Origin of the sequence: Agrobacterium sp. CCNWLW155 (assembly GCF_036888815.1) — a bacterium.
GTDB classification, from domain to species: Bacteria; Pseudomonadota; Alphaproteobacteria; order Rhizobiales; family Rhizobiaceae; genus Agrobacterium; species Agrobacterium radiobacter.
Genome location: NZ_JBAKFW010000001.1, coordinates 1,442,078 through 1,454,896, shown reverse-complemented (window position 1 = coordinate 1,454,896; position 12,819 = coordinate 1,442,078). Strand labels below are relative to the sequence as shown.

At 59.8% G+C, this 12,819-nt stretch carries 12 protein-coding genes; 9 read left to right on the top strand and 3 right to left on the bottom strand.

Translation table 11 applies throughout. The features are described 5' to 3' along the window. Positions 1-62: 62 nt before the first annotated feature. Entirely contained in the window at positions 63-839 is a 777-nt protein-coding gene (locus V6S97_RS07320) for a 3-hydroxybutyrate dehydrogenase (protein ID WP_003510356.1), read from the bottom strand. A 220-nt stretch (positions 840-1,059) separates the two neighbouring features. On the opposite strand from V6S97_RS07320, the gene V6S97_RS07315 reads away from it, so the two are divergent. The 4 genes from V6S97_RS07315 (at position 1,060) to sbmA (ending at position 5,839) form a co-directional block, all read left to right on the top strand. Continuing rightward, on the top strand, positions 1,060-2,121 hold the full coding sequence (locus tag V6S97_RS07315; RefSeq protein WP_003510358.1) for an LLM class flavin-dependent oxidoreductase: 1,062 nt from the start codon (positions 1,060-1,062) through the stop codon (positions 2,119-2,121). 53 nt (positions 2,122-2,174) lie between these two features. After that, complete coding sequence (gene map / locus V6S97_RS07310; RefSeq protein WP_003510360.1) at positions 2,175-2,927, top strand: type I methionyl aminopeptidase; 753 nt, start codon at positions 2,175-2,177, stop codon at positions 2,925-2,927. Between the two features lie 260 nt (positions 2,928-3,187). Further along, positions 3,188-4,378, top strand: coding sequence for an MFS transporter (locus V6S97_RS07305; RefSeq protein WP_265613016.1), 1,191 nt, complete (start codon positions 3,188-3,190; stop codon positions 4,376-4,378). Positions 4,379-4,561: 183 nt separating this feature from the next. Continuing rightward, positions 4,562-5,839: a peptide antibiotic transporter SbmA gene (sbmA, locus tag V6S97_RS07300; protein ID WP_003510363.1), complete on the top strand. Its 1,278-nt coding sequence runs from the start codon at positions 4,562-4,564 to the stop codon at positions 5,837-5,839. A 51-nt stretch (positions 5,840-5,890) separates the two neighbouring features. Here the strand turns inward: sbmA and V6S97_RS07295 are convergent, their stop codons facing one another. Further along, a complete protein-coding gene (locus tag V6S97_RS07295; RefSeq protein WP_060725188.1) occupies positions 5,891-6,874 on the bottom strand; it encodes a polysaccharide deacetylase family protein in 984 nt (327 codons plus the stop codon). Positions 6,875-7,023: 149 nt separating this feature from the next. Here V6S97_RS07295 and V6S97_RS07290 point away from each other — a divergent pair, with 149 nt between their 5' ends. From V6S97_RS07290 to V6S97_RS07270, 5 genes are all read left to right on the top strand, one after another. Next, positions 7,024-7,608 carry an NnrU family protein gene (locus tag V6S97_RS07290; RefSeq protein ID WP_060725187.1) on the top strand — a complete coding sequence of 195 codons (585 nt, stop codon included), beginning with the start codon at positions 7,024-7,026 and terminating at the stop codon, positions 7,606-7,608. A 155-nt stretch (positions 7,609-7,763) separates the two neighbouring features. Beyond that, the gene (locus tag V6S97_RS07285) at positions 7,764-8,435 is read left to right on the top strand and encodes a tetratricopeptide repeat protein (protein WP_020011428.1); all 672 of its coding nucleotides are present in this window, start codon (positions 7,764-7,766) and stop codon (positions 8,433-8,435) included. A 133-nt stretch (positions 8,436-8,568) separates the two neighbouring features. Further along, positions 8,569-9,999, top strand: a complete 1,431-nt coding sequence (gene der, locus V6S97_RS07280) for a ribosome biogenesis GTPase Der (protein WP_334426431.1) — start codon at positions 8,569-8,571, stop codon at positions 9,997-9,999. Positions 10,000-10,212: 213 nt separating this feature from the next. Further along, on the top strand, positions 10,213-10,821 hold the full coding sequence (locus V6S97_RS07275) for a DUF2026 family protein (RefSeq protein WP_111834688.1): 609 nt from the start codon (positions 10,213-10,215) through the stop codon (positions 10,819-10,821). Between the two features lie 120 nt (positions 10,822-10,941). Beyond that, positions 10,942-11,553 (top strand): hypothetical protein, encoded by a 612-nt coding sequence (locus tag V6S97_RS07270; protein WP_004430076.1) that lies wholly within the window; start codon positions 10,942-10,944, stop codon positions 11,551-11,553. A 192-nt stretch (positions 11,554-11,745) separates the two neighbouring features. Here the strand turns inward: V6S97_RS07270 and V6S97_RS07265 are convergent, their stop codons facing one another. Further along, positions 11,746-12,795, bottom strand: coding sequence for a bifunctional monoglucosyl/glucuronosyl diacylglycerol synthase (locus V6S97_RS07265; RefSeq protein ID WP_004430079.1), 1,050 nt, complete (start codon positions 12,793-12,795; stop codon positions 11,746-11,748). Between the last annotated feature and the right edge of the window lie 24 nt (positions 12,796-12,819).

Here is a 12,819-nt window from a genome sequence, read left to right as displayed (position 1 = left end):
CGCGTATATCGATTTCCGTTTTGGCAATTCATTGTTTCCATAACGGAAAGAAAATCTGGCAATTATTGCGCCGTCCAGCCGCCATCCACGGAAATATGGGTGCCGGTGATGTTGCTTGCGGCGTCGCTGGCCAGAAATATGGCGGCGGCGGCCACGTCATCGACGGTGACGAACTGCTTGGTCGCCTGCAGCTCCAGCATCACGTCGTTCTTCACCGCTTCTTCGCTGATGCCGCGCACCTTGGCCATCTCAGGTATCTGCTTTTCGACGAGCGGCGTGAGTACATAACCGGGACAGATGGCGTTCACGGTAACCCCGGTCTGGGCAAGCTCAAGCGCTGCCGTCTTCGTCAGGCCCATGATACCGTGTTTGGCCGCCACATAGGCCGATTTGAACGGTGAGGCGACGAGACCGTGGGCCGAGGAAATGTTGATGATGCGGCCCTTGCCGGCCTTCTTCATCAGCGGTATCGCGGCGCGCATGGTATGGAAGGAACTGGTCAGATTGATGGCGATGATCCAGTCCCATTTTTCCGTCGGAAACTCCTCGATGGGCGCGATATGCTGGATGCCGGCATTGTTGACGAGCACATCCACCGAGCCGAGTTTTTCGTGCGAGGACTGGATGAGGTCGGCGATCTCGTCCGGTTTCGTCATATCCGCGGGGTGGTAAAGCACACGCCCGCCGCTTTCGGCTTCCAGCAACAGCCGCAGTTTTTCGATCTCGTCCTCGTCGCCGAAGCCGTTCAGTACGATATTGGCGCCCTCCCGCGCAAATCTCTGCGCGATGGCAAGACCGATACCGCTTGTAGAGCCTGTCACGATAACTGTCCGATGCATGCTTTCCCCTTTTTGCATTACTTCGCACATGTTTAAGCAGCGTATGCCCAAAGGGGGCGGGCTGGCAATCGCGATTTCGGGTGAGGGTGACAGAGGGGTGAATCCGGCCGCGCCCATCCATTTTTTCGAAGCTAAGCATCCAGATTTTGCGCCAGATTTTGCATTTGCCTGCGGGGGCGTCGGCCCCTATCTCTGAGGCAAGCAAACAGAGGTATCGTTTATGGAACTCGGTCTTTACACATTCGCGGATGTCAATCCCAACCCCGCCGATGGCCGCGGGCCGGAAGGCGCGCGCCGTCTCAAACATCTGCTGGAGGAAATCGAGCTTGCCGATCAGGTAGGGCTCGATGTTTTTGGCCTCGGGGAACATCACCGTCCGGATTATGTCGTGTCCTCGCCCTCAACTGTGCTGGCGGCAGCCGCCGTGAAGACGAAGAACATTCGCCTGACGAGCGCCGTTTCGGTGCTGAGTTCGGATGATCCGGTGCGGGTGTTCCAACAATTCTCGACCGTCGATCTCCTGTCGAACGGCCGCGCCGAGATCATGGCCGGGCGTGGTTCCTTCATCGAATCCTATCCGCTGTTCGGTTACGATCTCGAAGATTACGACGTGCTCTTTGCCGAAAAACTCGATCTGCTTTTGGCGCTGCGCGAACAGGAAATCATCACCTGGTCCGGCACCAAGCACCCCGCCATCAATGGGCGTGGGGTTTATCCGCGTCCTTTGCAGGAGCGTCTGCCGGTGTGGATCGCCGTCGGCGGCACGCCGCAATCGGTGGCGCGGGCTGGCGCGATGGGCCTGCCGGTGGCGCTTGCCATCATCGGCGGTGAATATCGTCGCTTTGCGCCGCTGTTTGATCTTTACCATGAGGCTGCGCGCAGGGCGGGTCAGGAAAAGACCAAGCTGCGCACCAGCATCAACGTGCATGGTTTCATTGCCGACACCACCGACAAGGCGGCCGACCAGTTTTACGGCCCGCAGGCGGAGGTGATGAACCGCATCGGTCGCGAACGCGGCTGGGGGCCGACGAACCGTGCCCATTTCGATGCGGCGCGCGGACCGGAGGGCAATCTCTTCCTCGGCGAACCGGAGCTGGTGGCGGAAAAGATCATCAAGGCGCATGGCGTGTTCAGGAATGATCGCTTCCTGCTGCAGATGGCCATCGGCCTGATGCCGCACGACCAGATCATGCGCGGCATCGAGCTTTATGGTACGAAAGTCGCCCCGATCGTCAGAAAAGAATTGACGGGGAGCGCCGATCCGGTGAAAGCCACGGCCTGATTATTACAAGGCGGGCGCTTTCAGACCCGCCAGACAGAACGACGGACAGAGACATGGTCATTTCCACCGAAGAAGAACTGGTTCTGCTCAAGGATATCGGTCGCCTTTGCGCCGTGGCCATGCAGACCATGGCGGACGCGCTGGAACCCGGCATCACCACGGCCGAGCTGGATGCTATCGGCCGCAAGGTGCTGGAGGATAATGGCGCGCAATCGGCGCCGGAGTTCTGCTACAAGTTCCCCGGGGCAACCTGCATCAGCGTCAACGAGGAAGTGGCCCACGGCATTCCGGGACCGCGTATCATCAAGGCGGGTGACCTCGTCAATATCGATGTCTCGGCCGTGAAGAACGGTTTCTTCGGCGATACCGGTTCGTCTTTTGCCGTGCCGCCGGTGAAGAAGGAAATCGAGCGCCTCTGCCGCGATGGCAAACGCGCCATGTGGACGGGTCTTCAGCAGGTGAAGACCGGCAGGCCGTTTGCCGATATCGGCAATGCCATCGGCGCTTTCGCGAAAAAGAACCGCTATACGCTGATCACCAATCTGGCGAGCCACGGCATCGGCCGCTCGCTGCATGAGGAGCCGAAGGAACTGGCGACCTGGCCGGACAAGGACGAGCGCCGTATCATGCAGGAAGGCATGGTGTTTACCGTCGAGCCATTTCTCTCGACGGGAGCTTATTGGGCCGAGGATGGCGATGACGATCCATGGACGCTCTATAGCGATCCGAGCGCGCCGACGGTGCAGTATGAACATACGGTCGTGGCGACCAAGAACGGGCCGCTGGTGCTGACGCTGGCCGAGTGAGGGTGTGGGCTGTCGGGTTTCCATCTCCTCATCCCTGTGCTTGTCACAGGGATCCAGCCAGCCCAAGTCCTTGGGCTGAAAAGAGTCCTCTCGTCGCGCCGACGCGCGTCGGCTGGATTCCTGCGACAAGCACAGAAATGAGGGCTGGAGGGCGCGGCGCCGTATCCTTCACCTGAGGTCTCGCACCGATAACGACCGCTTATGACGCCGATCAAAATAACTCGCTTGTCCCTTATCTGCCCCGTTGCGATAAGCCATGCATGACCATCGACAAGCCACTTTCCGCCAAACATCTGACCGCACTCGGATTTTCCGGGGCGCTGATGATGGCCTCCGCCATGGGTTTCGGCCGTTTTTCCTTCACGCCCATCCTGCCCGGCATGATGGCGGATGTTCCGCTTTCGGCGGGGGATGCGGGGATCGTGGCTGCTGGCAACTTCGCCGGTTATCTGACGGGTGCGGTTCTGGCCGCCTATTCATGGGGGTCGGGGCGGGAGCGGCTGGTGGCCCTTTGCGGCCTGTTTTCCACCGCTGTGCTGCTTCTTGCCATGGCCGCTTTCAGTTCCGTCGCGGCTTTCACCGTCATCCGGTTTCTTGCCGGTGTCGCCAGTGCAATGACCATGATCTTCACCTCGCAAATCGTTATCGGCCACGCCATGAAGGCGGGCAGGGACACGATCCAGGCGCTGCATTATGGCGGCGTCGGCGCGGGTATCGCGATTTCTTCGCTTGCGGTCTATCTGATCGGCGTCGTTTTTGACGGCGGTGGTTCCTCGTGGAGAGAGGAATGGATTGCGGGCGCGGTCTTTTCCTTCGTCACATTTCTTCTCGTCTTTCGCGTGCTTCCCGCTGGCCCGCCGCGGCATGCATCCGCGGTGGCGGAGCCGCCGCTTCGCTGGACACGGCCGCTGGTTCTGACGACGCTCGCCTACGGGCTTTTCGGCTTCGGTTACGTCATCACCGCCACTTTCATCGTGGCGATAGCGCGCATGGCCGCCGCCGGTGCTTTCGTTGAGTTTCTCGCCTGGTTCATCACCGGTTGCGCCGCCGCGATTTCTCTTTTCCTCTGGAAACCGGTGCTGAAATCGCAGGGGCTGAAACGTGCTTTCGTGATCGTGCTGGCGCTGGAAGCCGTCGGTGTCTTCGCTTCCGTGATGCTGCCGCCCGTGCCGGGTGTTCTCGCCGGCGGCCTGCTTCTCGGACTGACCTTCATGGTCATCACCGCTTATGGCCTGCAGCTCGGCCGGGAATTTGCCGGGCCGAGCCCGCGCCGCGCCTTTGCGCTGATGACGGCCGCTTTCGGCACGGGCCAGATTGTCGGGCCGCTTGCCGCCGGCTGGATTGCTGAGGTGACGGGAAGTTTTACCGCGCCCAGCATTCTCGCTTCGGCCGTGCTCGTCATCAGCATTCTCCTGATGCTGCCAGTGCTCGCCACGGAGCGGCGGAGCTAGGCCGCGGGCCGTCTTTTCCTGCCTTTAATCTGGTGTTTCCCTTGGGGATTGTCCGCCGCGCACGCCTTACATCTTGTTAAGGTCAGCGCTTCTTCATTGCTGTGCACAAATTTCTGCCCTAGGTTCGGGCCATCTAGTGCTTCGCCAATAATGGCTGATTTCAAACGCGCGTGAGTTCGAAACGTGTTTCATTCCTTCTTTCCCAAACCGAAAATCTTCTTCACGTCGGCCGCGCTGTGGACAATCGTGTGCATCGTTGTCTGGTACAGTGTCGGCCCGCAGATCGGTGCGGCCATCGGCCTGCCGCCGCTGGCACCCGGACAGACCGCACCCATCGGGCTTGCCTATTTCTTCTCGCCCGACAATCTGTGGTTCTATCTCTATTTCACGATCTTCGTCGCCATATTCGGTATTACATGGCAGATGTTCGCCAAGGATCACCCCTGGACCGCATGGTCCATCTGGGGCTCGGCCTTCATCATCTTCATCGCCTATTTTGCGGTGCAGGTTTCCGTGGCGCTGAACAACTGGCGCGGCCCGTTCTTCGATCTCCTGCAGAATGCGCTTGCCAAGCAGGGCGATGTGACCGCCGCACAGTTTTACGACTATCAGCTGAAGTTCCTTGAGATTGGCGCCGTCGGCGTGGTGATGAATGTGGTGACCGCCTTCTTCACCAACCATTATGTGTTCCGCTGGCGCACGGCCATGAACAACTATTACATGTCGAAGTGGGACAAGCTGCGCCATATCGAGGGTGCATCCCAGCGCATCCAGGAAGATACGATGCGGTTTGCCAATATTCTCGAAGGGCTGGGCGTCACGCTTATAAATTCCGTGATGACGCTGGTGGTCTTCCTGCCGCTTCTGTTCCGCATGTCGGAACATGTCGGCGATCTGCCTGTCATTGGCGCCATTCCGCATGCGCTGTTCTGGCTGGCGATCGTCTGGTCGATCTTCGGTACGGCGCTGCTCGCGCTCGCCGGCATCAAGCTGCCGGGCCTCAACTTCCGCAACCAGCGCGTGGAGGCAGCCTATCGCAAGGAGCTGGTTTATGGCGAAGACCATGTCGACCGGGCCGATCCCGTAACGGTGCGGGAGCTGTTCGCCAATGTGCGGAAAAATTATTTCCGCATGTACTGGCATTACCTCTATTTCAACGTCGCGCGTTATTCCTACGGCCAGCTGGACGCGATCTTCCTGAACTTCATCCTCATCCCGACATTCGTTGCCGGGCGGATAACCATGGGCATCTGGCAGCAGATCGCCACGGCTTTCGGCGAGGTCAGCAATTCCTTCCAGTATCTGGTGAACTACTGGTCAACGATCATCGAACTGCTTTCCATCCACAAGCGTCTTGTGGCGTTCGAAGCCGCGATCGACGACAAGCCGCTTCCGGATATTGATGAGCGCTATCTGCGGCGCGAGGCCGAGGATGGCGAACTGGCGGCGAACCGCCCCTGAGCAAACAAAAAAGGCGGCCAATCGGCCGCCTTTTTCATGAACTGCAGGGCTTCAGCCCTCGGTTTTCTGCTTCTTGCGCGCCTCGATCATCGGCATGGCTTCGGCATAGCTCACACAGGCGACATCGGTCTTGTGGCAGATCTCGCGCAGCAGCCGCTCATAGGCATTCCAATAGGCGCCGCCATTCATCTTCACGAAGTGAAAGCCCATCTGCAGGGGAATGCGCTCGCCATTATACTGCCTGTCAAAAGCGGTGCGGAAGGCGGCATAGGCGCGTTCCTCGAATTCTTTCGAACGATCCGGCGTCTCGATGCCGATGGAGTGGCGGATGAAGAGATTGTAGTCCATGGCGATGATCGGGCGGTTGCCCGGTCCTTCGGGAACGAGGGGCAGGCCGAAATGTTCGATGCCTTCGCGCTCCACCGGCCATTCCGGTCCCTTGGTGATGCTGGTGGCGTCATAAACGAAGCCGTGTTTTTTCTGCGCGGCGGTCAGCGCCGGGCCCTGTGAGAGATAGGGCGCACGGAAACCGTTGATGTTCTTGACCATCTCGCGCCAGCCTTCGGGCTCTTCGCCCTTCTTGCCGATCATCTGCCAGGCGTTTTCCAGCGTGCTTGTGAAGGTGGTGAATTCGCCATCCCATTGTTCCGCGGTCCACTGGCCGCCATCGAAATGGCCGCAGGTGTGGTTGCCGATCTCGTGACCTTCGCGATAGGCGGCCCAGATGTTTCTAAGCCTTGTCTCCACCTCTTCCGGCGACTGGCCGAAACCGACATTGGAACGGCCGGCCTTCTGGCCGGGACCCTGATAGGTCTTGGCGCTGGTCTTCCTGTCCATCACCAGCGTGCAGGCGAGGAAATAGGTGAAATGCGCGCCGACCTCCTTCGCCGTCGCCCGGCTTCTTTCCCACAGCGTATTGTCGCCCGCACCGTCGAAGGACACGATGACGAGTTGCTTCGGCTTCTGCGCCTCTTCGGCAAATGCGGGAAGGGCGGCGAGAAACGACAGGGAAAAAGCGGTAAATGGGCGAAACATCAGTTATCCGTCATATGAAACACCGTGGCCTTTTGCGGGTGGAATAAGGCGAAGCTTTGAATAGTCTGGCGTTTTCATGACTTTCGGCCTAATTCCTGTTCTCACTTGCGGTGATAGGGCCGCTTCGTTCCACCGGGGGACCGTGTTCCATGCTTTTTCTCGCACTCTGTCTTGCCTTGTTCCTGCTGACGCATCTTTTGAAGGTGGTCGCACCGCAATTTCGCGCCCGCATGATCGCGACGATGGGCGAAGGCCCTTTCAAGGGCGTCTATTCCGTTGTCAGCCTCGTCACGCTCGGCCTTGTCATCTATGCCTTCGGCGAAGCGCGGCAGGAGACAGGCATGTTGTGGTATCCGCCGGTCTGGATGAGCCACATCGCCGTGACCCTGATGCTGCCCGCGATGATCTGTCTTATCGCCAGCCTCATCCCGGCTGGCCACATTGCGACGAAGACCAAGCATCCGATGGTCCTTTCCGTCAAGATCTGGGCGCTCGCCCATCTTCTGGCGAATGGCGAGACGTCTTCGATCCTCCTCTTCGCATCGTTTCTCGCCTGGGGCGTGGTGATGCGGATTTCGCTGAAGCGCCGGGAACGCGCGGGTGAAAAAGTGGTCCGCGACTTCGTTTCAAGCCGCTATGATCTGGTGGCCGTTGTCGGCGGCATCGTTCTCTGGGGTGCTTTCATCCTGAAACTGCACGAATGGTTGATCGGCGTTCAGCCCATCGCCATGTAGGAAATCAACGTTTCCCCCTTACATATCAGGCAAAATAGGCTAGAAGGCCGACCATGACCCGGTTGGCCTGACTTTCGCTGACCCGGGTAAGCGGCTTGGTATGTCCGCGAACGGATGGATCGGCGACGATCTCCGCGCGGGTAACGGAGAATTTGATGGCAAACGAAAATGATACCTTTATCCGCGAAGTGAACGAGCAGATCCGTTCCGAGCAGCTGTCGCGCTTCTGGGGCCGTTACGGTATCGTGGTCGTGGGTGCGGCCATTCTCGTGGTTGCGGGCGCCGCCGGCGCCGGTATCTACGAGTACTGGAACACCAGCCGCGCTTCCAACTCCGGCGACCAGTTTCTCGTGGCGCTGAAACTTGCTTCGGAAAACAAGACGGATGAGGCGCTGAAGGCCTTCGCCGATCTCGAAACTTCCGGTCACGGCAATTACCCTGTTCTGGCGAAGTTCCGCTCGGCCACGCTGCTTTCGCAGAAGGGCGACGCGGCCGGCGCCATCGCCGCCTTCACCGCCATCGGCAACGACACCTCCGCACCGCAGGTCTTCCGCGATACCGCCAAGGTGCGTGCGGCATGGCTGCTGGTGGACAACGGCACCTATGATCAGGTCGTCGCCCTTGCGGAGCCCTTGAGCACCGACGGCCAGACCATGCGGGCGTCTGCCCGCGAAGCGCTCGGTCTCGCCGCCTATAAGGCTGGCGATTTCGCCAAGGCCAAACAATGGTTCGAGCAGATCATCAGCGACACGCAGGCGCCGCGCAACGTGACGAACCGCGCGCAGATCATGCTCGACAACATCACCGCTTCGGGCAAGGCTGCTTAACGCCGCTTCGCCACGCAAGATCGCTCCGGCATTTCTTCGCATTGCCAAAGCGATCTAACTCTTTATTTTACGCATGTCTTTTGCCCAAAACAGGTAACGTTTTGGGCAGACTTGCTCTAGGGAACCAAGATCAATGAGCTTCACCGTCACCATAGTCGGGCGCCCCAATGTCGGCAAGTCCACGCTTTTCAACCGTCTGGTCGGAAAGAAACTGGCGCTGGTGGACGACACGCCGGGTGTCACCCGCGACCGCCGCCCCGGCGAGGCGAAGCTGGTCGACCTGCGTTTCACCATCATCGATACCGCCGGTCTGGAGCAATCCGGGCCGGAAACGCTTCAGGGCCGCATGTGGGCGCAGACGGAAGCGGCGATTGACGAAGCCGATGTGACGCTGTTTGTCGTGGACGCCAAGGCGGGCCTGACGCCGGCCGACGAGACGCTGGCCGAAATGCTGCGCCGTCGCGGCAAGCCGGTGGTGCTGGTGGCCAACAAGTCTGAAGCGCGCGGTTCCGATGCCGGTTTCTACGATGCCTTCACGCTGGGTCTCGGTGACCCTTGCCCGATTTCGGCCGAACATGGCCAGGGCATGATCGACCTGCGTGACGCCATTGTCGAGGCAATCGGCGAAGACGCCGCTTTCCCGCCTGAGGTGGATGAGGCGGAGACGGATATCGTTCTGCCACGCGGCGAGCCGGGCAGCGAGGACGAAGAAGACGAAGAGCCGGTTTATGACGAGACCAAGCCGCTGCGCGTCGCCATCATTGGCCGGCCAAATGCAGGCAAGTCGACGCTCATCAACCGTTTCCTCGGTGAAGACCGCCTGTTGACCGGCCCGGAAGCCGGCATTACCCGCGACAGCATCTCGGTCGAATGGGACTGGCGCGGCCGCACCATCAAGATGTTCGATACTGCGGGCATGCGCCGCAAGGCCAAGGTGACGGAGAAACTGGAAAAGCTCTCGGTCGCGGATTCGCTGCGTTCCATCCGCTTTGCGGAAACCGTCGTCATCGTGTTCGACAGCACCATCCCGTTCGAAAAGCAGGATCTGCAGCTGGTTGACCTCGTCATCCGCGAAGGCCGCGCCGCCGTGCTCGCCTTCAACAAGTGGGATCTGGTCGAAGACCCGCAGGCCTATCTTGCCGATCTGCGCGAAAAGACCGAGCGGCTTCTGCCGCAGGCGCGCGGCATCCGCGCCGTGCCGATTTCCGGCCAGACGGGCTATGGCCTCGACCGGCTGATGCAGAATATCATCGATACCGACAAGATCTGGAACCGCCGCATCTCGACCGCCAAGCTGAACCGCTGGCTGGATTCGCAGACGACGCAGCATCCGCCGCCGGCCGTTTCCGGCCGCCGCCTGAAGCTGAAATATATGACGCAGGTAAAGGCCCGCCCGCCGGCCTTCATGATTTCCTGCACGAGGCCGGAAGCCATTCCCGAGAGCTATACGCGTTACCTCGTCAACGGTCTGCGCAAGGATTTCGACATGCCGGGCGTGCCGATCCGGGTGCATTATCGCGGGTCGGACAATCCGTTTGAGAGCAAGGCGAAGAAGAGGCGGTAATCGGCCGCCGCTTTTGAAGCTCGGCGCTGCGGCGTATTTCTTCTCCCCGTGGGGAGAAGATGGCCCGAAGGGTCAGATGAGGGGGCAACCTCTCCGTATATCACGACCGTCGCCCCCTCATCCCACTGCGGCGACCTTCTCCCCGGCGGGGAGAAGAAACAAGGGGCACCAGCTCGCTCCAATTTCACTGTCCGGTTTTGAAGAGTAAAAACCATGTTGATCAAGCAGACCGACTATTTCAGGATTTACCGGGTCATCAACAGCCTGCTCCTCAGCCAGAATGCCGATCCTGCTTCGGCCTCCATGTATTTCAGCACCTTCGGCGCGTTCATCCTGCAGCAGCATTACAAGGTGAAGGCGGTGCCGAAGGGCGGGCTCGCGGCCTATAATCTCGGCGGAACGGTTTTGCTGTTCGCCGATCATCGCGAAGACGGTTATGTGACTGGCGCGGGCGAGAATTTCCACTGCTGGGTGGAGGCGGATGGATGGGCGATCGATTTCATGGCGCCCGCTTTTTCGCAAGGGGCCGATACGCTTGCGGTACCGGCAAAGATGTTCCAGCGGCCGCTCTCGGCCATGGCGGCCTCCATCAACGATCTCGGGCAATCCGGCGATTTCTTTTACCGCTCCGAGCCGGAAGCCACGGCCAAGCGCTTCGCCGACTGGCACAAACAGGCGATGATCGGCGATATGGCGAGCGTTGCCGCCAACTGGTTCCGCAAATCGCCCAAACAGATGGCGGCGTCGCTCTCGGTAACGGATCGGGATGGCAAGGCGCGGACCGTGCCGCTGTCCGGCCAAACGCTTGCCGGAGCATGGTGAAGGCAGGTTACGCGGTACGGCGTCGATCCCGAAGGTTTGGTAGGGAAAGGCCTTTTGATTTATAAGGGCGCCGGTGCTACGCAGACTGAGCTGCAACAGGAACGGGATCGACGTGCTCCTATGGCCGATGACACCATTTCAATAAGCTTCACGCCCGACCCGAAACATGTCCCTTCCTATGTCTACGGCTATCAAAATCAGGCTTATGAAAATTACAGCATGATTTTCGACAAGTCCTGGGCTCGCCATTTTTCCTCAGCGCGAGTCAAGCTGTCGATATTTGCGGGGCTGGCTGCGGCTTTCATCTATTCCATAAGCCTGCCGTGGTTTCCGGGCGTCTGGCCGGTGGTCGGTTATTGGGTGTTCGCCCCCGCACCGATCGTGGCTCTCGCCATCTGGTTTATTATCTGGCAGGGCGCGAGACGGGAGGCGAAATCCTATTATGAGGTTCTCGCTCACTGGAATATCGCCCACGAGCGAATGTATTCACCTCAAACGCAGATCGAGATCGGGCCTCAGGGCTACAAGCAGGTCACACGGCTGGACACCGTGCAACTGAGCTGGGCGCGCTATCATCTCGCAATCACGCCACCGGATAGTCTGGTGCTGGTTTTCCATGGGACGGTGGTCGTGATACCCAGCAGTGCCTTGCCGATCGCGCCAAAGGATGTTGTCGAGAAGATCAATCACTGGTGCGCTGCCCAGCAAAAAGAGCTTCTGCCCTTATCCTGAAGCGGCATCTCGAGGGATGTGGCGGGGTATCATCCGCAAAAAGGACGGCCAGCGTGTTCTCGCGGCAGCCGCCTGACGTCAATCAGCAGCCCGACCCCGTTCTAAAGATAACGGCAGTCGCGTCCTGATCGCCTTGTGACATTCCCGCTCGGTTTCGTCCACTGTTCCCAAAGAAAATCTCGGGGATTGCCTTCATGCAAGTTGGGAACGGGATAACAGCGGCAGCGATTTCCCGGCGGCGTGGATGACATTGTCGAGAAATTGCCTTGAAGCCTTTTCCCAGCTGTAGCTTTTGGAGAGCGCCAGCGCCGCCTGTGGCGAACAATGAAGCGCCGCCAGGCAGGCATCGCGAAGATTGTCGTCCAGCGCGCCGGCAGCGGGGTTGCCGCCGAGAATGTCGATCGGTCCGGTAACGGGGAAGGCGGCCACGGGCACGCCGCTTGCCAGCGCTTCCAGAATGGTGTTGCCGAATGTGTCGGTCTTCGAGGGGAAAACGAAGACATCGGCCTGCGCATAGGCGTCGGCTAGGTCCTCACCGGTCTTGACGCCGGTGAACAGCACATCAGGATATTTTTCCTGCAATTCATGGCGGGCCGGGCCGTCACCGATGACGATCTTCGAACCCGGCAGGTCGAGGTCGAGAAATTCCGGCAGGTTCTTCTCCACCGCCACACGTCCCACCGTCATGAAGATCGGCCTCGGCAGGTCGAAAGGCAGCTTTGCCTTCGGGCGGGGATGGAAAAGCTCGGCGTCGATGCCGCGGCTCCAGCGCTTCAGGTTGCGCACGCCGCGCGCTTCCAGCTCGGTCTCAAGGCTCGGGGTGGCCACCATGCAGGTGTTGCCGCCATTGTGGAACCAGCGCACGAAGGCGTAAAGCCAGCTTTCCGGGACGGGGAAACGCGCCGCCACATATTCGGGAAAGCGTGTGTGATAGCTGGTGGAAAAACGCATGCGGTTCTTCACGCACCAGCGCCGCGCCATGAAGCCCAGCGGCCCTTCCGTCGCGATATGCACGAAGGAGGGCTGGCTTTTTTCGATCTCCGCCGCCACACGGCGATAGCCGGCGACGGAGAGGCGAATTTCCGGATAGGTGGGGCAGGGGATGCTGTAAAAACTCTGCGGCGTGACCATGCGCACATCCACACCCAGCCGCGCCAGTTCGGTGTTGGTATTTTCTATCGAGCGAACCACGCCGTTGACCTGCGGGTGCCAGGCATCTGTGACAATCGTGATTCTCGTCATGAAACACTGATCCTGCTCATCTGC